This window comes from Herminiimonas arsenitoxidans (genome assembly GCF_900130075.1).
Classification (GTDB): Bacteria; Pseudomonadota; Gammaproteobacteria; order Burkholderiales; family Burkholderiaceae_D; genus Oxalicibacterium; species Oxalicibacterium arsenitoxidans.
Map to the genome: position 1 here is coordinate 2,879,069 of NZ_LT671418.1, position 21,257 is coordinate 2,900,325.

Below are 21,257 nucleotides of genomic sequence, written 5' to 3' on the forward strand. Positions count from 1 at the left end.
TTGTTTTTATGCTGCAATCTTTTCTATTCTTTTCGTTTTCCGTGCATTAAGATTTGAGAGTTACGTTTTCATATTTTTACATTTCCATGCTTGAGATTTATCATTTGATCTGGCATGGAGTGCTGTACTCTTGTTATAAAAATAACTGGCGCATGGCTGCACAAGCCGGTTGCCTCGATCCGATTAATACTCTAGCCGTTTAAGCATGCTTCCAAAGCGTAACGATTCATCCGATAACCAGTTGTCTAGCTTGATGGAAATTGCTGGTGAGCTCGTGTTGCGACTCAACACGGCAGGCGAGATACTTCACGTCAGTAAGCGTACCAACGATGTGGTCGGCCATGGATCGTCGTTGGTAGGCATGAAGCTGTTTGAGTTAGTACGTTTATCCGATCGCCACGCGATCGAAGCCTCGTTGCGACAAGCAATTGCCTCCCTTGAGGTAACACGTGTCAGCGTGCAGATGGCAACGCGCGCGGTGTTGCGTTGGTTTGAGCTGCAATTGAGCGCTTATGAAGGCGATGACGGAATCGAGGTTCTGGTTGTCGGTCACGATATATCTGGCCAGCAAGCGACCGAAGAGCGTTTGCGCCACATGGCCACGCACGATGAGTTAACTGGCTTGCCGAATCGCTCTTTGTTGGCGGATCGTTTGCGCATGGCAATTGCACAGTCACGCCGTACTGAGCGTGGCTTTGCGGTCGTTGCGCTGGATCTTGATGGCTTCAAGAAGGTGAACGATGCTTTGGGGCATCCGGTTGGCGATGCTTTGTTACGCGTCGCGGCTGTTCGTTTACGTGAGACCTTGCGGGATGTCGATACCTTGGCGCGCGTTGGTGGCGATGAATTTGTCGCGGTGCTGCACGGTGCCGTGGATGAAGTGGAAATCCAAAACGTGGCGCGCCGTATGATTGCCGCGATGCAGTTGCCGTTTGAAATTGACGGCAATGCACTGTATGTCAGCACATCCATAGGTGTCGCGATTTATCCTGCGCACGGCGAGACTGAGGTCAAACTGTTGGCGCACGCCGATACTGCGATGTATCGTGCGAAGGAAACCGGCAAGGCACGCTGCATTATCTATAACCACCTGAATTTCAATCAGGTTGAGCATGATGTGACGATGGAAGCGGCGATGTTTGAAGCCGTCAGAAATGGCGAATTCCTGCTGCACTATCAGCCCATCGTCGATGCACGCACACGCCAAATCATGGGTTTTGAGGCATTGATGCGCTGGATGCGTCCTGATGTCGGTCTGGTTCCGCCGAATCAATTCATTCCTATGGCGGAAAACAATGGCCTGATCAATCTGCTTGGTGCATGGGCGTTGAAATCGGCATGCGTGCAATTAAAACGCTTTGAAGAAGCCGCCGGCCGGAAGCTTTATGTATCGGTCAATGTCAGTCCGCGCCAATTCCGCAGCGACCAGTTTCTCAGCATGATGGATGATGCGATTAAATTGTCAGGTCTGGAAGGTAGTCAACTGTTGTTGGAAATCACCGAAGGCATTCTGATGTCGGATCCAGAGCATGCCGAAGCCTTGCTGACGAAAATCGCATCGCGCGGCGTGCGTATTGCGATTGATGATTTTGGTACCGGTTATTCATCGCTGGTTTATTTGAAGCGATTCCCGATTGCGGCGCTCAAGATAGACCGTGCTTTTATCAAGGATTTGCCTGACTCCATCAAGGATGCGGCGATCTGCAATGTGGTTCTCAGTCTTGCCAATCACCTGAGCTTGTTGACGGTAGCGGAAGGCGTAGAGAACGAGCGACAAATGGAATTTTTATCTGCACAGGGTTGTTCTCTGATTCAAGGTTTCCATACCGGCTATCCATTATTGCCGGACGCCTTGATCGATATTCTGAAAGCAGATGCCTTGGCTCTGCAAAATTAACCCGCCAAGACACAAGATACTGATTCATGATGAAACAAATTAGCCCATCGATTAATCCTGAGAAAACACTGGATTTGCTGTGGACGCGTGTCCGGCAGCGTGGTGATTTACCTGGATTCTCCAAGGTCGTAACGGCGATCGTCGGCGCCATGCAAGGCGAAGATGATCGTGAATTCAATATGACCAAAACGGTCTTGTCCGATCCCGCGTTGACGCAACGTGTGCTGCGTTTGGCGAACAGTGCCATGTATTCAGCGTTTGGGCAGGGCATCAATACGGTGTCGAAAGCAGTGATCGTATTGGGCACAGAAACTATCGGCCATTTGGCGCTGGGTTTGAAGTTGATCGACGGCTTGTCGGCGGCTTCGCTCGGTACGTCATCGGACACTCGCAATGAAATGGAAAAGGCAGTCTTGGCTGGGCAGATTGCGCGCCAAGTTGCATCCTCCACGACCCGACGTGATACCGAAGAAGTTGTCGTTTGCTCGATATTGCATTCGCTGGGACGTTTGATGGTGTCCTTCTATTTGCCTGACGAATGGTTAGAGGTGCAGGCGCGTGCAGTGGACAACGGTATTTCGGAAAACGAAGCCGCATACGATGTGCTTGGCCTTGGACTGGATGAAATAGGTCGATTAATCGGTAAGCGCTGGGGTTTGCCGAGTGGGCTGGTCGCGAGTTTGAAAGATATGCCGCCACGTGCGGATATCGGCGTGTCGCATGAGCCTTTGGAGCATTCTGAGTGGCTGGCGGCAGTGTCGACTATGTCCACGCGCTGTGCCGGCGTGTTGTGTGAGGATGACGATACTGCCGCGGTCGATTTGACTGAAATTGCAGAAAATTATGCGGAAATGCTGGGCCTCGATTCTGCGGTGGTTCTTTCCGCTGTCGATGCTGCGCAAAAAGTTGCGGAAGACGAGTCTCTATTAGCGGGGCAGGGCAAACAGACTGACGAGCCGGAAGCGCAACTATCTTTGCCTTTGGGTAAGCCTGCGGATTCGATCAATATTCTCAAGCGTGGTGTGGGAGATATGCGCGATGAAGTCGCAACAGCCAGCACCGGTCAAGTCATGACCGTAGCGTTGGAGACTGTATATCAAGGTCTGGGTTTGAGTCGCGCTATTGCCTTTTTGCGAAATCATGATGAAGGCAAGTATGTGGCGCGTATGTGTTTTGGCGATTGTTCGGAAGAGTTGTTGCCGCGCCTGACATTCAAGGATGCGTATCAGCCGGATGTTTTCCATGCCGCCTTGGCGAACGACAAGATGATTTTCGTCGAAGATGCGCAGGCGCCAGGATTCATGAATAAATTGCCGCGCTGGTGGCGCGATGAGTTATCTGCGTCGCGCAGCTTTGTCATCTTGCCTTTGATGGTGAATTTCCACCCAGTAGGATTCATGTACGGCGATTGGGATAATTCTTTGCCTGCAGCCAAGATCGCACCGCAGGAAGTTGTCTTGCTGGATGAGTTGCGTGCACTGGTGGTCAAAGCGATCGAATATCGCAGCAAATTGGAGCCATCCTGGACGCGTGCAATGCGCTAATCCTGTTAAGCAGGGCAATATCGGGATAAAAAACAACCATTGGGGTCAGAGTCGATTTAAGATGATCTAAATTGACTTCCCATGGTGACCTATGGCCCGGCTCCCTCGCCTTGTTATTCCCAATCAACCGCATCACGTTATCCAAAGCGGTAATGACGGATTGGTCATTTTCCGCGACCTCGCTGATCACACCGCATTTCTGAGTCGCCTGAAAGATGCTTCCCGTCAATTCAAGGTCGCCATTCACGCCTATGTGTTAATGCCTACGCATCTGCATTTATTGCTGACGCCTAGTGATGCAGACGGTTTGGGCAAAATGATGCAGTGGATAGGCCGCTCTTACGTTCCTTACTTCAATCAAAAATATTCGCGCACCGGCACGCTGTGGCAGGGTCGTTATAAAGCGACGGTGATCGATCCTGAGCACTATTTCATGACTTGTTCTGCCTACATTGAGTTGAATCCAGTACGCGGCGGGATAGTGCATACGGCGGGCGAGTACCTGTGGTCTAGTTATCAACACCATATCGGGATTCGGCCTGATCCTATTATTTCCGACCATCCTTTGTATTGGTCATTAGGCAATACGCCGTTTGAACGCGAAGCTGCCTACAAGGCGCGTGTGGAAAATGGGGTGAATGAGGATGAGGTGCGCCGCCTGACGGAGGCGACTTTGAAAGGCTGGGCTTTTGGCTCGGAGCAATTCCAGTCATCACTGGAGAAGCAGGTGGCGCGGCGCGTTCGCCCGGCAAAGCGAGGTCGTCCAGCAAGCAAACTGGCTGAGGATCGCACCAAAATATACTAAGCCCCACGTCGAATTGGCATAATTTGGTGCAAAATCCTTTACTCTGTCCCCATTTAATTCTTCGTTAAAATTTGTGGTTATTTTAATTTACTCTGACCCTAATTATTGATGTTGAATTTAGCGTTGCGCTGCACTATCCTTCAGGCTCATTGAAAAGTAGTGGAGAAGGCTATGCACGCGCAAGGTTTGTACGATCCGGCTAATGAACATGATGCTTGTGGCGTAGGTTTTGTCGCCCACATCAAAGGCAAAAAGAGCCATTCTATTGTTGAGCAAGGTTTGCTCATCCTCAAAAATATCGACCATCGCGGCGCTGTTGGTGCCGACAAGCTGATGGGCGACGGTGCCGGTATCTTGATTCAGATCCCGGACCAATACTATCGCGAAGAAATGGCGAAGCAGGGCGTCACCTTGCCGCCAGCAGGTGAATACGGCGTAGGTATGGTTTTCCTGCCTAAGGAAAACGCTTCCCGCATCGCTTGCGAACAAGAACTCGAGCGCTCGGTGCTGGCTGAAGGTCAGGTCGTTCTGGGTTGGCGCGATGTCTTGGTCGACAAAGAAATGCCTATGTCGCCGACCGTACGTGAAAAAGAACCTGTCATTCGCCAGATATTCATCGGTCGTGGTCAAGACATCATGGTCACCGATGCGCTGGAACGCAAACTGTACGTGATCCGTAAAGCTTCCGGTCACGCGATTCAAGCATTGAATTTGTTGCACGGTCAGGAATTCTTCGTGCCATCGATGTCGGCACGCACCGTTGTCTATAAAGGTCTGCTGCTGGCTGACCAAGTCGGCGAATACTATAAAGATCTGCAAGATCCGCGCTGCGTTTCCGCGTTGGCCTTGGTGCATCAACGTTTCTCGACCAACACTTTCCCTGAGTGGCCATTGGCTCACCCATATCGTTTGCTCGCGCATAACGGTGAGATCAATACCGTTAAAGGTAACTTCAACTGGATGCGCGCACGCGAAGGTGTGATGAAGTCGGCCGTGTTGGGCGACGATCTGAAAAAACTTTTCCCGTTGATCTATGAAGGTCAGTCGGATACCGCATGCTTCGACAATGCGCTTGAACTGCTGGTGATGGCTGGTTATCCAATCGCGCAAGCGATGATGATGATGATTCCTGAAGCGTGGGAAAACCACACGACGATGGATGACAACCGCCGCGCCTTCTATGAATACCACGCTGCGATGATGGAGCCATGGGACGGCCCAGCTGCGATGGCCTTCACTGACGGCCGCCATATCGGCGGTACTTTAGATCGCAATGGTTTGCGTCCAGCGCGTTACATCGTGACCGACGACGATCTGGTCGTGATGGCATCGGAATCTGGCGTATTGCCAATTCCAGAATCCAAAATCATTCAGAAATGGCGCCTGCAGCCAGGCAAGATGTTCCTGATCGATCTGGATGCTGGTCGCATCATCGACGACAAAGAACTGAAAGATACTTACGCGAACGCCAAGCCATACAAACAATGGATTGAATCGGTACGTATCAAGCTCAACGAACTGAATAAAGAAGCAGCAGAAGCCAAGCCGACCACGGCCTTGCTCGATTTGCAGCAAGCATTCGGCTATACACAGGAAGATTTGAAATTCCTGATGTCGCCTATGGCTATCACGGCAGAAGAAGCAACCGGCTCCATGGGTAACGATTCGCCGTTGGCTGTCATGTCGAACAAGGACAAGACGCTGTACAACTACTTCCGTCAGTTGTTCGCGCAAGTCACCAACCCGCCTATCGATCCGATACGCGAAGCGATGGTGATGTCGCTGGTTTCCTTCATCGGCCCTAAACCTAACCTGCTCGACACCAACAACATCAACCCACCGATGCGTTTGGAAGTGTCGCAGCCTGTGCTCGACTACGCGGATATCGCCAAGTTGCGCAACATCGGCGCACACACTGGTGGCAAGTTCAAATCGCATGAGCTGAACATTTGCTACCCGACCGCATGGGGCAAGGAAGGTATTGAAGCGCGCCTGGCTTCGCTGTGCGCGCAGGCAGTCGATGCAGTGCAATCCGGCCACAACATTCTGATCATCTCCGATCGCAAGATCGATGAAAATCACGTCGCGATTCCAGCTTTGCTGGCAACCTCGGCTATCCACTTGCATCTGGTCAGCAAAGGTATGCGTACCTCGACCGGTCTGGTGGTTGAAACCGGTTCGGCACGTGAGACACATCACTTTGCATTGCTCGCCGGTTACGGCGCAGAAGCGATTCATCCATACCTCGCGATGGATACCGTCAGCGCAATGGCAAAAGGTTTGCCAGGTGAGTTGTCGCCAGAAAAAGCCATCGCCAACTTCCAGAAAGCCGTCGGTAAAGGCTTGATGAAAGTTATGTCGAAGATGGGTATTTCGACCTATATGTCGTATTGCGGCGCGCAGATTTTTGAAGCCATTGGCCTCAACAAATCGCTGATCCAGAAATACTTCAAAGGCACATCGTCGAACGTTGAAGGTATCGGTGTATTTGAAGTGGCAGAAGAAGCCTTGCGTCTGCACAAGTCGGCATTCAGTGCTGACCCAGTACTCGCGCATTCACTCGACGCTGGTGGCGAATATGCATACCGCGTACGTGGTGAAGAGCACATGTGGACGCCGGATGCGATTGCAAAACTGCAGCATTCGACCCGTGCCAACAACTTCAGCACATATAAAGAGTACGCACAGATCATCAATGATCAATCGAAGCGTCACATGACACTGCGCGGCTTGTTCGAATTCAAGTTCGATCCAGCTAGCGCTATTTCTCTGGATGAAGTTGAGCCAGCAAAAGAAATCGTCAAACGTTTTGCTTCCGGCGCGATGTCACTGGGTTCGATCTCGACTGAAGCGCATGCAACCCTCGCGATTGCGATGAACCGTATCGGCGGTAAATCGAATACCGGCGAAGGCGGCGAAGATACCAAGCGTTATCGCTCGGAACTGCGTGGCATTCCTATCAAGGACGGTTCGACCTTGGCATCGGTCATCGGTAAAGACGTGGTTGAAGTTGATATGCCATTGTTGCCAGGCGACTCTTTGCGTTCGAAGATCAAGCAAGTTGCATCAGGTCGTTTCGGTGTCACTACCGAATACCTGACGTCGGCTGAACAGATTCAGATCAAGATGGCGCAAGGTGCAAAACCAGGCGAAGGCGGTCAGTTGCCAGGTCACAAAGTGTCCGAGTACATCGCACGTCTGCGTTTCTCGGTACCTGGCGTAGGTTTGATTTCGCCGCCGCCGCATCACGATATTTATTCGATCGAAGATTTGGCGCAGCTGATTCACGATTTGAAGAACGTCAATCCGCAAGCTTCGATCTCGGTCAAACTGGTGGCAGAAGTTGGTGTCGGTACAGTTGCAACCGGTGTAGCCAAAGCGAAAGCGGATCACGTTGTGATTGCTGGTCATGATGGCGGTACTGGTGCATCGCCATTGTCATCGGTCAAATATGCTGGTTCGCCGTGGGAATTGGGTCTGGCTGAAACACAACAAACACTGATCTTGAATGGTTTGCGCACACGTATACGCGTACAGGCTGATGGTCAGATGAAAACCGGCCGTGACGTAGTCATCGCTGCGCTGTTGGGTGCGGATGAAATGGGCTTCTCGACAGCGCCGCTGGTCGTTGAAGGCTGCATCATGATGCGCAAATGCCATCTGAATACTTGTCCGGTCGGCGTTGCTACGCAAGATCCAGTCTTGCGCGCCAAGTTCTCCGGCAAGCCTGAGCACGTGGTTAACTACTTCTTCTTCATCGCTGAAGAAGCACGTCAAATCATGGCGCAATTGGGTATTCGTACATTCGACGAACTGATCGGCCGTGCTGATCTGCTCGACAAATCGAAAGCGATTTCGCATTGGAAAGCCAAGGGCCTGGATTTCAGCCGCATGTTCTATCAACCTGCGGTGGCTGAAGGCGTTGCACGCTATCACACCGAAGGTCAGGACCACGCTTTGGAAAAAGCGCTGGATAACAAATTGATCGCACAAGCCAAGGCTGCGATTGAAAACGGTGAAAAAGTTTCGTTCATTTCGCCGATCAAAAACGTCAACCGTACTGTGGGCGCAATGTTGTCCGGTATGGTCGCGAAGAAATACGGTCACGAAGGTTTGCCTGACGACACCATCCACATTCAGTTGCAAGGTACTGCAGGCCAATCGGCTGGCGCGTTCCTCGCACACGGTATTACGTTGGATCTGGTCGGCGAAGGTAACGATTACGTCGGTAAAGGTTTGTCGGGCGGTCGCATCATCGTGCGTCCTAACACCGAGTTCCGCGGCCGCGCAGTAGAGAACATCATCAGCGGTAACACCTTGTTGTACGGTGCGGTTGCTGGTGAAGCCTTCTTCAACGGCGTTGCAGGTGAACGTTTTGCGGTCCGTAACTCCGGCGCGATTGCCGTGGTCGAAGGTACTGGCGATCACGGTTGTGAATACATGACAGGCGGCACGGTTGTTGTATTGGGCGAAACCGGACGTAACTTTGCTGCTGGTATGTCGGGCGGTATCGCGTATGTCTACGATCCAAAAGGCGATTTCGCGAGCAAGTGCAATATGGCGATGGTTTCTCTGCATGCAGTGCAGACCGCGGCCGAACAGGAAGACAAGGCAGAACACAATTCCTGGCATAGCCATGTACGTGGTGCTGATGCGCAAACCGATGAAGCAATTCTCAAAGGTTTGATCGAGCGTCACTTCAAGTACACCGGCAGCACACGTGCACGCGCGCTGTTGGACGAGTGGAGCACCGCACGTAGCAAGTTCGTCAAGGTATTCCCATCGGAATACAAACGCGCATTGGCTGAGATGCATGCTGCCAAGGCTGAGCAGGCAGTGTCAACCAAGGTCGCTGTGTAAGACTGCATAAACACAGTCAACAAACGATGTCATGGCCCGATTGCATAGCGATCGGGCCGAAACGAATGGTTTAGAAGGCGAGAGAAACATGGGAAAGATTACCGGCTTTATGGAATTTCAACGCTTGAAAGAAGCAAGCGAAGAGCCGCAAAAACGTACCAAGCATTACAAGGAATTCACCGTTCATTTGAGCGATGCGGAAGCAAAAGTGCAAGCTACACGCTGCATGGATTGCGGTATTCCGTTTTGCAATAACGGCTGCCCGGTCAATAACATCATTCCTGACTGGAATGATCTGGTGTTTAGCGGCGCATACAAGCAAGCGCTGGATACCCTGCATTCGACCAACAACTTCCCTGAATTTACCGGTCGCATTTGCCCGGCACCATGCGAATCCGCATGTACCTTGGGCATCAATGAAGATCCGGTCGGTATCAAATCGATTGAGCATTTCATCATCGACAAAGGTTGGGAAAGCGGCTGGGTTGTGCCGCAACCACCTAGCGTGAAGACCGGCAAGAAAGTGGCTGTCGTCGGTTCCGGTCCTGCCGGTATGGCCGCTGCACAGCAGTTGGCACGCGTCGGCCACGATGTCACCGTGTTCGAGAAAAACGATCGCGTCGGCGGTTTGCTGCGTTACGGCATCCCTGACTTCAAGATGGAAAAATCGCACATCGATCTGCGCGTCAAACAGATGGAAGCTGAAGGCGTGAAATTCCGTACCAGCGTCTTGGTCGGCAAGGATTTCCCTGCGAACATCATCAACTGGGCGAAAGAAACCATCTCGCCAGAGCAGATCAACAAAGACTTCGATGCAGTCATCATCGCTGGTGGTGCAGAACAGCCACGCGATTTGCCAGTTCCAGGTCGTGAGTTGAAGGGCGTGCATTTCGCGATGGAATTCCTGCCATTGCAAAACAAGGTCAATGCAGGCGACAAGATCAAAGATCAATTGATGGCAACCGGCAAGCACGTGGTTGTGATCGGTGGTGGTGATACCGGTTCCGATTGCGTCGGTACCTCGAATCGTCATGGCGCTGCATCAGTTGCGCAATTTGAATTGCTGCCGCAGCCACCGGAAGAAGAGAACAAGCCTATGGTCTGGCCTTACTGGCCAACCAAGCTGCGCACTTCGTCTTCACATGAAGAAGGTTGTGAACGTGATTGGGCCGTAGCGACCAAGCGTCTTGAAGGCAAAAACGGCAAGGTTGAAAAACTGATCGCCGCACGTGTCGAATGGAAAGATGGCCGCATGCAAGAAGTGCCAAATTCGGAATTCGAAATGAAGGCTGATCTGGTTTTGTTGGCAATGGGCTTCGTTTCGCCAGTGGCGCAAGTGTTGGATGCTTTCGGTGTCGACAAGGATGCACGCGGCAATGCCAAAGCGACTACGGATGGCGAAGCTTGCTACCGTACATCAGTCGACAAGGTTTTTGCCGCAGGTGATATGCGTCGCGGTCAATCGTTGGTGGTGTGGGCGATCCGAGAAGGACGTCAGTGCGCACGTGAGGTTGATGCGTTCTTGATGGGCGAATCGGTACTGCCGCGCTAAGCAGCAATCTTTTTGTACAGAAAACCCACTGCGTCGCAAGATGCAGTGGGTTTTTTTACAACGTTTGGTGTATGTAAGCTGCCCAAAAGAAATGGACGCGGGAGCGTTTTCGTTTTCTGCACTACAATTATGACATTGCAAAAGAAATACTCCCCTAGTGCCTAATCTTGTTGAAATCCGCGATCTACATTTTGGCTATGGTGAGCGTCCGATACTGTCGGCGCTCAACATGGATTTCCCGCGCGGCAAGGTTATTGCCGTTATGGGTGGTTCCGGCTCAGGTAAAACAACCGTTCTGCGTTTGATCGGCGGTCAGTTGCAGCCGCAATCAGGCCAAGTCGCGGTCGATGATCAAGTTGTCCATAAGCTGGAAACCAAAGCGCTGTATCAGTTACGTCGCAAGATGGGCATGCTGTTTCAGCATGGCGCGCTCTTTACCGATATCTCGGTGTTCGAGAACGTTGCCTTCCCGTTGCGCGAACATACGGACTTATCCGAAGAGTTGATTCGCGATCTGGTCTTGATGAAGTTGCATACAGTTGGCTTGCGCAATGCTGCACAACTGATGCCAGCCGAAATTTCCGGTGGCATGGCGCGTCGCGTGGCATTGGCGCGTTCGATTGCGCTTGATCCGCAACTCATCATGTATGACGAACCGTTTGCCGGCCTTGATCCGATTTCGATGGGTATGACGGCCAATCTGATACGCAAGCTCAATGATGCTTTGGGTTCGACCACGATTTTGGTGTCACATGATGTGCATGAGTCGTTTTCGATTGCCGATTATGTGTACTTCCTGTCGAACGGCGCGATTGTCGCGCAGGGTACGCCGGCAGAAATGACCGCATCCAGCGATCCGTATGTGAAGCAGTTCGTCAATGCCGAACCGGATGGTCCGGTGCCATTTCATTATCCAGGCAAGTCCCTGGCTGACGATTTGGGCTTGGGAGTGCGCTCATGATTGTTTGGTTTCTAGAGACAATCGGGCGTTTGGTGCGCGAGTTTGTTGTCAATCTTGGTTTCGCTACACGTACTTTCTTCGGCATTCTTGGTGCCTCCGGCAGTCTGTGGCGTCGGCCGCGATTGGTGGTGAGCCAGATTCATTTTATTGGTAACTATTCGCTGGTTTTGATCGCGGTTGCCGGTTTGTTCGTTGGTTTTGTGCTGGGCTTGCAAGGTTATTACACACTGAATAAATACGGTTCCGAGCAGGCGCTGGGTTTGTTGGTTGCTCTGTCGCTGACGCGTGAGTTGGGACCGGTCGTGACTGCCTTGTTATTTGCCGGTCGTGCGGGCACTTCGCTGACAGCAGAAATTGGTTTGATGAAGGCTGGCGAGCAATTGTCGGCGATGGAAATGATGGCGGTTAATCCGCTGCAGCGCGTGTTGGCACCTCGTTTCTGGGCTGGCGTGATTGCAATGCCGGTGTTGGCGGCGATTTTCAGCGCGGTCGGCATCATGGGCGGTTATATCGTCGGCGTGAAATTGATAGGCGTCGACGAAGGTGCATTCTGGTCGCAAATGCAGGGTGGCGTCGATGTGGTGAATGACATCCTGAACGGCGTGATCAAAAGTATCGTATTTGGCTTCGCAGTAACATTTGTTGCCTTGTATCAGGGATATCAAGCACAGCCGACGCCGGAAGGCGTTGCTCGTGCAACGACGCGCACAGTGGTAATCGCATCGTTATCGGTGCTGGGGCTGGATTTCCTGATGACAGCGTTGATGTTCAGTTAAAGGGTGTGGAGCGGGCATGGCACTTTTCAATTAGAATGTGCGCCCCCTCAACGCTTTGTTCGTGTGAATGGATGAGGATGATCTATTCTTAAGAAATAGCGCTTTCTCCCATATTTGAGGTATCTGTTTATGCAACGAAAATCATTAGACTTATGGGTTGGCCTTTTTGTGCTGCTGGGCGCTGCTGCTTTGTTCTTTCTGGCGATGAAAGCCGGGAATATGAGCTCCCTGTCATTCGAGCAGGTTTATCCAGTTGTCACGCGATTTGACAATATCGGCGGGCTGAAGCCACGCGCGCCGGTGAAAAGTGCTGGCGTGGTAGTTGGGCGCGTAGCCGACATCTCGTTTGACGATAAAAGTTATCAGGCAACCGTCACGTTGAATATTGAAAGCCGCTATCTTTTCCCAAAAGATAGCTCGGCCAAGATTTTGACTTCGGGCTTGCTAGGCGAGCAATACATCGGATTGGAACCGGGCGGTGATACGGTCAATTTGGCAGCAGGTGACAGAATTACAATGACGCAATCGGCGATGGTGCTGGAGAACTTGATTAGTCAATTCCTCTTTAGCAAGGCAGCCGAAGGGAAAGAAGATCAAAAATGAAAAATATAAGCAAAACACTTGTGCTGGTTTCAGCATTGTTTCTGAGCGGATGCGCGACGACGAACACTAATACGCCGGGCGATCCATTGGAAGGCTTCAACCGTACAATGTTCGACTTCAACGATACCGTTGATCGCGTTGCCTTGAAGCCGGTAGCGACTGCATACCAGGATGTGTTGCCATCGTTTGCACAAACGGCAATCGGCAACTTTTTTGGCAACCTCGGTGATGTCTGGACGATGGTTAACAATTTCCTGCAAGGGAAAGGCGAAGCCGGTATGTCTGACGTGATGCGTGTGGCCGTCAACAGTACTTTTGGTCTGGGCGGCATGCTCGATATCGCATCCGAAGCCGGTATTCCAAAGCATAAAGAAGATTTTGGTCAAACCTTGGGTCGCTGGGGCGTGCAGTCAGGTCCTTATGTGGTCTTGCCACTTTTTGGTCCATCGACGTTGCGTGATACCGCTGCATTGCCAGTCGACTTCTATGGCGATGTCTGGACATATGTAGACTCGGTTCCTGTACGTAACAGCGGTTACGTCGTGCGTGCCATCGACCAGCGGGCAGCGGCGCTGGGTGCGACTAATTTGCTGGAAGATATCGCAATTGACCGTTACTCATTCGTGCGCAGTGCTTATTTGCAACGCCGCGAGAGCCTCGTGAATGATGGCAAGATCAAGGACGATGCGCCGGATACCAACAAGCCTTTAGCACCATAAAGGAGAGTTCTTGTGCGGTGCTGGTGGCGGCTGATTTTGTTACCAATCGTTTCGCGCTTGAACCCGACGTGTTAAAACCGGTCGAAATGCCTGTAAACAACGATGTCGCATCGTTTTCATGATGTGGCAATGTTTCCACGGCAATAAGTAATTCCTGATTGAATCGGAGAGAAATGAATATTTTTAAAAAATTATCGCTGGCGCTGATAGCGTTGACCTTTGCGGGATATGCCGCTGCACAAGATGTGGAAGCGCCTGATGTATTGATCAAGCGCATTAGTGAAGATGTGATGGCGACTGCGAAGGCAGACAAGGCTATCCAGAGCGGTGATTCGCGTCGTATTCAGCAACTCGTTGATGAAAAGATTCTGCCTTACGTTGATTTCCAGCGTATGACGGCATTGGCTGCTGGTCGTTACTGGCGCGATGCCACGCCGGATCAGCAAAAGCAATTGACGACAGAATTCCGCAGCTTGCTGATGTACACCTACTCTGGTGCCATTGCACAGATCCGTGATCAAAAGCTGGAATATCGTCCATTGCGCGCCAGCCCATCTGATACGGAAGTCATCGTGAATACGCAAGTTTTGCAACCGCGCGGTGAGCCGATTCAGTTGAGCTACCGTTTGGCAAAATCACCTGCCGGCTGGAAAATTTATGACGTAAATGTACTCGGCGCATGGTTGGTCGAGACATATAAAGGCAGCTTTGCTGCAGAAATCAGCAAATCCGGTATCGATGGCTTGATCAAAACGCTGTCGGATAAAAACAAGAAACTTGCCGGCAGTATGGCAAAAACAGCTAAGTAATCATCAGTATGTTTCAACCCGGCGAATCGCTCACCTTCAATAATGCCCAAGTAATATTGGCAAATGGCTTGCAGGCAATCGCCGGCGGGCAGACGGTGATCGACTTCTCCAATGTCGTGACTGTAGACTCCTCTGCGGTTGCGGCGATGCTGGTTTGGCGGCGCGCGGCAACCGCGCGTGCCGCATCACTGGCTTTCAATAATTTGCCGGCTAATCTGAGCAGTCTGATTTCTTTGTACGACGTCAAGACCTTGCTCGATGCCAGCCTTCCGCGCGCAGATCTGCCACATCATTGACCTTTTGTTAAGGTCGTCTCCCTCGCACGCGCCTCATCCGCATCCTAATCCAGCGTTCCATAGCGAAAATCCAATATAATCAAGGGTTTCGCCATTCGGTTAGCGCGAACTGCGCTTCGATCAGCGTTTTATTTTCCGTAAAGTGTCATTAGCCACCATGGCTGCAATTCAAATAAATAATGTCGAAAAAAGCTATCGCGCTCTGAAAGCGTTGAATGGCATTTCACTGTCTATTGAAGAAGGTGAATTTTTCGGCCTGCTCGGCCCTAACGGTGCGGGCAAGACTACATTGATTTCCATCATTGCCGGCTTGAATCGTGCGGATTCGGGCAATGTCACCATCCACGGGCATGATGTCGTCAGCGACTATCGCCAGGCGCGCAAACTGCTCGGCGTGGTGCCGCAGGAATTGGTATTCGATCCTTTCTTTACCGTGCGCGAGACTTTGCGCATGCAATCCGGCTATTACGGCTTGAAGAATAACGATGCGTGGATAGATGAAGTCATGCATCACCTTGACCTGACCGGCAAGGCGGACGCGAATATGCGCGCGCTGTCGGGCGGCATGAAGCGTCGTGTACTGGTAGCGCAAGCCTTGGTGCACAAGCCGCCTGTGATTGTGCTGGATGAACCGACTGCCGGTGTCGACGTTGAGTTGCGCCAAACTTTGTGGAAATTCATTTCACGTCTTAATCGTGAAGGGCACACCGTCGTCCTGACCACGCATTATCTGGAAGAAGCGCAAGCCTTGTGCAATCGCGTCGCGATGTTGAAAGCGGGGCAAGTAGTTGCCTTGGATACGACTTCGACCTTGATTAAGCGTATCTCCGGATCGCAACTGGTCGTGAAGCTCGCTTCGGGCACGTTGCCTGACGAACTGAAAGAACTGGTGTCGCATCCGGAAGAACTGATGTTTGGTAATAAATACACTTTGCGTGTGAATGATTACAGCGACGTTGAACCGATACTCGCCAAGCTGCGTTTGGCTGGCGTGGTGATAGAAGACATGCAATTGCAACAAGCGGATCTGGAAGATGTCTTTATCCAGATCATGGAAGGTGAGAAATGATCGGCTTCCAGACACTGTTTTATAAAGAGATGCTGCGCTTCTGGAAGGTCGCGACGCAGACTGTTGCTGCTCCTATTCTGACGGCTGTCTTGTATCTGTTGATCTTCGGCCATGTGCTGGAAGATCATGTGCAGGTATATCCGGGCGTGAAATACACAGCCTTCCTGATCCCTGGTTTGGTGATGATGAGTGTTTTGCAAAACGCATTCGCCAATTCGTCTTCGTCACTGATTCAATCGAAGATCACCGGCAATCTGGTATTCGTTTTGTTGCCGCCGCTGTCGCACTGGGAATTGTTCAGTGCGTATGTAATGGCTGCAGTCGTGCGCGGTCTAGTCGTAGGGACTGGCGTGTTTATCGTCACCGCCTGGTTTGCGGATATTACGTTTGTTGCGCCATGGTGGATTGCGATTTTTGCGATACTTGGTGCGGCGATGCTGGGCACCATGGGTTTGATTGCTGGTATTTGGGCTGAAAAATTTGATCAGCTTGCAGCGTTTCAAAATTTCCTGATCATGCCGGCGACGTTCTTATCAGGGGTATTTTATTCAGTGCATTCCTTGCCGCCATTTTGGCAAACGGTCTCGCGTCTGAATCCGTTCTTTTACATGATAGACGGCTTCCGTTACGGATTTTTTGGTCAGTCCGATGTGAATCCGCTGATCAGTTCTACGGTCGTTGCATTTTTCCTGGTGCTGCTGGCAGGTGTCGGTATGTCGCTCCTGAAGAGCGGTTACAAACTGCGCCATTAACACTCGCGTGCACCCTATTTATTCATCCCATCATCACCATATTAGATAAAGGCAGAATCATGTTGCCCACACCAGAATTAGTTAAAAGTTATATCGCCGCCGGACTGGATTGCTCGCATCTCGAAGTCAGTGGCGATGGCGCACACTTCGAAGCCGTGATCGTGTCACATGCATTTGCTGGCAAGCGTTTAATCCAGCGTCATCAATTGGTATACGCCGCATTGGGCGATCGCATGCGTGAAGAAATTCATGCTTTGTCGATGAAGACACTGACGCCTGAAGAATTCCAGAAGTAAGACTCACCTATCTGAACGGATACGCTTTAAATGGATAAGCTCTTAATACAAGGCGGTCATCGCCTCTCCGGCGAAATCGCTATTTCCGGCGCGAAGAATGCGGCATTGCCGATCTTGTGCGCAGGTTTGCTGACGGCCGATGCTGTGCAATTGAGCAATGTGCCGAAGCTGCAAGACGTGGCGACGATGTTGAAGTTGTTGCGTCAAATGGGTTTGCAGGCAGAGCAGGACGGCGACAAGGTGACGTTGAACGGTAGCGCTATCGACAAGCTGGAAGCGCCGTACGAGATGGTGAAAACCATGCGTGCGTCGATTTTGGTGCTCGGGCCTTTGCTGGCACGCTTCGGCGAGGCAAAAGTATCGCTGCCCGGCGGTTGCGCGATTGGCTCGCGTCCGGTCGACCAGCACATCAAGGGCTTGCAGGCGATGGGTGCCGAAGTCACGATAGAAGCCGGTTATATTCACGCCAAGGCGAAGAAGCTCAAGGGTGCGCGTATCGTTACCGATATGATTACCGTCACCGGTACTGAAAACCTGCTGATGGCAGCGACGCTGGCAGATGGCGAAACAATTTTGGAAAACGCTGCGCGCGAACCGGAAGTTACCGATCTCGCACACTTGCTGGTCGCAATGGGTGCGAAGATCGAAGGCATAGGCACCGACCGTCTGGTGATCCAGGGCGTAGAGCGCTTGCATGGCGCATCGTATGCAGTGATCCCGGACCGGATTGAGACTGCAACCTTTATGTGTGCAGTCGCTACCGTCGGTGGTGACGTTACTTTGCGTAATGCGCGTACTGATACGCTGGATGTAGCTTTTGATAAATTGCGTGAAACGGGTGCGATTTTGACTTCCGGCGATGATTGGATCCGTGTCCAAATGGCATCGCGCCCTAAAGCCGTGAGCTTCCGTACTACCGAATACCCGGGCTTTCCGACCGATATGCAGGCGCAATTCATGGCGATGAACTGTATCGCTGAAGGCAGCAGCCGCGTGATTGAAACGATTTTTGAAAACCGCTTCATGCATGTGCAAGAGATGAATCGTCTCGGCGCCGCCATCACGATCGAAGGCCATACTGCAATCATCACGGGCGTCGACAAGCTGGTCGGTGCACCGGTAATGGCAACCGATCTGCGCGCATCTGCCTCGCTGGTCATCGCTGCATTGGCGGCAGAAGGCGAAACACTGATAGACCGCATTTATCATCTGGATCGCGGTTACGATCGCATGGAAGTCAAACTCTCCGCCGTCGGCGCACATATTCAGCGAGTGAAATAATGACGCAAGAAACACAACAACTGACACTGGCGCTATCGAAGGGCCGCATCTTCGAAGAAACCCTGCCGCTGCTGGAAGCTGCCGGCATCAAGGTCACCGAAGATCCGGAAACGTCGCGCAAGCTGATACTGCAAACCACTGATGCCAATGTGCGTGTGATTATCGTGCGTGCATCGGATGTGCCGACTTACGTGCAATACGGCGCAGCTGATTTTGGCGTGGCCGGTAAAGATGTTTTGCTGGAGCATGGCGGTGAAGGTTTGTATCAACCCATCGATTTGAATATCGCGAATTGCCGCATGTCGGTCGCGGTCAAGGATGGTTTTGATTACGAGAACGCAGTGCAACAGGGTGCGCGTTTGCGCGTGGTCACCAAGTATGTACAGACTGCACGTGAGCACTTCGCGGCCAAAGGCGTACACGTCGATTTGATCAAATTGTATGGTTCGATGGAGCTGGGCCCGTTGGTTGGTCTGGCCGATGCGATCGTCGATCTGGTCAGCACTGGCAGTACCTTGCGCGCCAACCATTTGGTCGAAGTCGAACACATCATGGATATTTCATCGCGACTGGTTGTGAATAAGGCAGCCTTGAAACTGAAGCGTGAGCGCTTGCAGCCTATACTTGAAGCATTTGAAAAAGCATCGAAACGTTAATCTTGAGTTGACGCTTTTAATTGATGTTTGTAATTGATATTGGAATAACGGAATTCGATTCCACATGGCTTGATTGAGAAAAATGATGTCCATACAGATACGCAAATTTGATTCCACGCATCCCGACTTCAAGTCGCAACTTGCGGCTGTGCTCGCTTTCGAGGCGAGCGAAGATGAAGCGATAGATCGCGCCGTGCAACGCATTCTTGAAGACGTCAAGGTACGTGGTGACGTGGCTGTGCTTGAATACACCAAGCAGTTCGATCATGTGAGTGCAGACAGCATGGATGTATTGGAAATCAAGAGCGATGCATTGCAAGCGGCACTGGCGCAATTGTCGCCAGTACGTCGCGCTGCTTTGCAGACGGCGGCAGATCGCGTGCGTGCGTATCACGAGCGCCAAAAAAATGCGATTGGCTCCGATGGTTTTACTTATACCGAAGCTGATGGCACTGTACTTGGTCAAAAAGTGACGCCACTGGATCGCGTGGGTATTTATGTGCCGGGCGGTAAGGCTGCGTACCCATCATCGGTATTGATGAATGCGATTCCGGCCAAAGTGGCTGGCGTGCAAGAAGTCATCATGGTGGTGCCTACGCCGAATGGCGTGAAGAATGAATTGGTGCTGGCTGCTGCTGCGATGTCTGGCGTTGATCGTGTATTTACCATCGGTGGCGCGCAAGCAGTTGCGGCACTGGCTTACGGCACCGCTACGATCCCGCAAGTCGACAAGATCGTTGGTCCGGGTAATGCTTATGTTGCTGCCGCCAAACGTCGCGTGTTCGGTACAGTCGGCATCGACATGATTGCAGGGCCATCCGAGATACTGGTGATTTGCGACGGCACCACCGATCCAGATTGGATCGCGATGGATCTGTTTTCGCAGGCCGAGCATGATGAGTTGGCGCAATCGATTTTGATCTGCCCTGATGCCGACTATATCGAAGCAGTTGCAGCCAGCATCAATCGCCAATTAGCCGACATGCCACGCAAGGATGTGATCGCTACTTCGCTGACGAATCGTGGCGCGATGATCAAGGTACGCGATATGGATGAGGCGTGTGAAATCGCCAACCTGATTGCAGCCGAACATCTGGAAATTTCAGCCGAAGATCCACAGCAGTGGGCGGACAAGGTTCGCCATGCAGGTGCGATGTTCCTTGGCCGTTTTTCTTCCGAGTCGCTGGGTGATTATTGTGCTGGTCCTAACCACGTATTGCCGACTTCGCGTACTGCACGTTTTTCTTCGCCGCTGGGTGTGTATGACTTCCAGAAGCGCTCCAGCATTTTGCATGTGAGCGAAGGTGGTGCGCAGACGCTGGGCAAAGTTGCCGCAGAACTCGCGTACGGCGAAGGTTTGCAAGCGCATGCGCGTTCCGCAGAATATCGACTGAAATGAAGATCATTCGGACTCAGCGATGACAGATTGGCGCGATCGCATATTCTGTGAAGATGCGCTGGCTGGTCTGGCGCGTATTCCCGATGGTGTGATCGACGTGATCATTGCTGATCCGCCGTATGGTTTAGGCAAGGATTACGGCAACGATTCCGACAAGCTGGATGCAGATGCTTATCTGCAATGGATGGAGCAGTGGATAGATGCTGCCATCCCCAAGCTCAAGGCTAACGGCAGTTTCTATATTTTCCTGACCTGGCGTTATTCGCCGGAAGTATTCGTCATGCTGAAGAAGCGCATGACGATGCTGAATGAAATTGTCTGGGATAGGCGCGTGCCATCCATGGGCGGTGGCACGCGCAAGTTTTCTTCGGTACATGACACCATCGGTTTCTTCGCCAAGGCCAAGGATTACTATTTCGATCTGGACGCTGTACGTATTCCTTACGATGCGGAAACCAAGAAGGCGCGCTCACGCTCCATCTTCGTTGGTGCCAAATGGCTGGAAATGGGCTACAACCCGAAAGATGTCTGGAGCGTATCGCGTCTGCACAAAGAACATCGCGAACGTGCCGACCATCCAACACAAAAGCCGCTGGAAATTATCGAGCGCATGTTGAAAGCATCTTGTCCACCCGGTGGCGTTGTCCTCGATCCTTTCATGGGGAGCGGTACGACGGCAGCGGCGGCCAAACGTTGTGGTCGTCACTTTGTCGGTTTCGAATTGAATGCAGAATATTGCGACTTGATCGAAAAACGATTGGCTGCGCTGACGCCGGCAATTGAAGAAAATGTGGCATCACCAAGTGAAGACCTTGGAAAAGTGTCAGAAGAAATCTGATCAATATGACATTTAAATTCTTGGTAATGCCTGTTTTCAGCTGATTCTGCGCTTTGTGAGCGATAAAAATCGCGAGGATGCGCCCAATCGAGGCTGGAACGCAAAGTACACACCGAAATGTGGGTAAAATGCATGTGTTGCCGG

General features: G+C 51.7%; 18 protein-coding genes. All 18 read left to right on the top strand.

Going from position 1 to position 21,257, the window contains the following annotated elements; all coding sequences use genetic code 11:
• Positions 1-205: 205 nt before the first annotated feature.
• The 18 genes from BQ6873_RS13595 to BQ6873_RS13680 all read left to right on the top strand — a co-directional run bounded on the left by BQ6873_RS13595 (position 206) and on the right by BQ6873_RS13680 (position 21,113).
• Complete coding sequence (locus BQ6873_RS13595; RefSeq protein WP_083664471.1) at positions 206-1,897, top strand: putative bifunctional diguanylate cyclase/phosphodiesterase; 1,692 nt, start codon at positions 206-208, stop codon at positions 1,895-1,897.
• 26 nt (positions 1,898-1,923) lie between these two features.
• Positions 1,924-3,441, top strand: coding sequence for an HDOD domain-containing protein (locus tag BQ6873_RS13600; RefSeq protein WP_076593113.1), 1,518 nt, complete (start codon positions 1,924-1,926; stop codon positions 3,439-3,441).
• Positions 3,442-3,532: 91 nt separating this feature from the next.
• Positions 3,533-4,246 (top strand): transposase, encoded by a 714-nt coding sequence (locus BQ6873_RS13605; protein ID WP_076593114.1) that lies wholly within the window; start codon positions 3,533-3,535, stop codon positions 4,244-4,246.
• Positions 4,247-4,417: 171 nt separating this feature from the next.
• Entirely contained in the window at positions 4,418-9,106 is a 4,689-nt protein-coding gene (locus tag BQ6873_RS13610) for a glutamate synthase-related protein (protein ID WP_076593115.1), read from the top strand.
• An 88-nt stretch (positions 9,107-9,194) separates the two neighbouring features.
• A complete protein-coding gene (locus BQ6873_RS13615) occupies positions 9,195-10,658 on the top strand; it encodes a glutamate synthase subunit beta (protein WP_076593116.1) in 1,464 nt (487 codons plus the stop codon).
• A gap of 157 nt (positions 10,659-10,815) precedes the next feature.
• Entirely contained in the window at positions 10,816-11,619 is an 804-nt protein-coding gene (locus tag BQ6873_RS13620; protein WP_076593117.1) for an ABC transporter ATP-binding protein, read from the top strand.
• Positions 11,616-12,395 (top strand): lipid asymmetry maintenance ABC transporter permease subunit MlaE, encoded by a 780-nt coding sequence (gene mlaE, locus BQ6873_RS13625; RefSeq protein WP_076593118.1) that lies wholly within the window; start codon positions 11,616-11,618, stop codon positions 12,393-12,395. Before BQ6873_RS13620 ends, mlaE begins: the two co-directional genes overlap by 4 nt.
• Positions 12,396-12,524: 129 nt before the next feature.
• Positions 12,525-12,998 carry an outer membrane lipid asymmetry maintenance protein MlaD gene (gene mlaD, locus BQ6873_RS13630; RefSeq protein WP_076593119.1) on the top strand — a complete coding sequence of 158 codons (474 nt, stop codon included), beginning with the start codon at positions 12,525-12,527 and terminating at the stop codon, positions 12,996-12,998.
• Complete coding sequence (locus BQ6873_RS13635) at positions 12,995-13,717, top strand: MlaA family lipoprotein (RefSeq protein WP_076593120.1); 723 nt, start codon at positions 12,995-12,997, stop codon at positions 13,715-13,717. The genes mlaD and BQ6873_RS13635 overlap by 4 nt, the downstream gene beginning before the upstream one ends.
• A gap of 173 nt (positions 13,718-13,890) precedes the next feature.
• Positions 13,891-14,526, top strand: coding sequence for an MlaC/ttg2D family ABC transporter substrate-binding protein (locus tag BQ6873_RS13640; protein ID WP_076593121.1), 636 nt, complete (start codon positions 13,891-13,893; stop codon positions 14,524-14,526).
• 8 nt (positions 14,527-14,534) lie between these two features.
• Positions 14,535-14,822 (top strand): STAS domain-containing protein, encoded by a 288-nt coding sequence (locus BQ6873_RS13645; RefSeq protein ID WP_076593122.1) that lies wholly within the window; start codon positions 14,535-14,537, stop codon positions 14,820-14,822.
• A gap of 157 nt (positions 14,823-14,979) precedes the next feature.
• The gene (locus BQ6873_RS13650; RefSeq protein ID WP_076593123.1) at positions 14,980-15,891 is read left to right on the top strand and encodes an ABC transporter ATP-binding protein; all 912 of its coding nucleotides are present in this window, start codon (positions 14,980-14,982) and stop codon (positions 15,889-15,891) included.
• Positions 15,888-16,643 carry an ABC transporter permease gene (locus BQ6873_RS13655; RefSeq protein WP_076593124.1) on the top strand — a complete coding sequence of 252 codons (756 nt, stop codon included), beginning with the start codon at positions 15,888-15,890 and terminating at the stop codon, positions 16,641-16,643. The genes BQ6873_RS13650 and BQ6873_RS13655 overlap by 4 nt, the downstream gene beginning before the upstream one ends.
• Positions 16,644-16,702: 59 nt before the next feature.
• Positions 16,703-16,939 carry a BolA family protein gene (locus BQ6873_RS13660; RefSeq protein WP_076593125.1) on the top strand — a complete coding sequence of 79 codons (237 nt, stop codon included), beginning with the start codon at positions 16,703-16,705 and terminating at the stop codon, positions 16,937-16,939.
• A gap of 30 nt (positions 16,940-16,969) precedes the next feature.
• Positions 16,970-18,220 (top strand): UDP-N-acetylglucosamine 1-carboxyvinyltransferase, encoded by a 1,251-nt coding sequence (murA, locus tag BQ6873_RS13665; protein ID WP_076593126.1) that lies wholly within the window; start codon positions 16,970-16,972, stop codon positions 18,218-18,220.
• Positions 18,220-18,876 carry an ATP phosphoribosyltransferase gene (gene hisG, locus BQ6873_RS13670; protein WP_076593127.1) on the top strand — a complete coding sequence of 219 codons (657 nt, stop codon included), beginning with the start codon at positions 18,220-18,222 and terminating at the stop codon, positions 18,874-18,876. Before murA ends, hisG begins: the two co-directional genes overlap by 1 nt.
• Before the next feature lie 85 nt (positions 18,877-18,961).
• Positions 18,962-20,275 (top strand): histidinol dehydrogenase, encoded by a 1,314-nt coding sequence (gene hisD, locus BQ6873_RS13675; protein WP_076593128.1) that lies wholly within the window; start codon positions 18,962-18,964, stop codon positions 20,273-20,275.
• A 19-nt stretch (positions 20,276-20,294) separates the two neighbouring features.
• Positions 20,295-21,113, top strand: coding sequence for a DNA-methyltransferase (locus tag BQ6873_RS13680; RefSeq protein WP_076593129.1), 819 nt, complete (start codon positions 20,295-20,297; stop codon positions 21,111-21,113).
• The last annotated feature ends 144 nt before the right edge of the window (positions 21,114-21,257 follow it).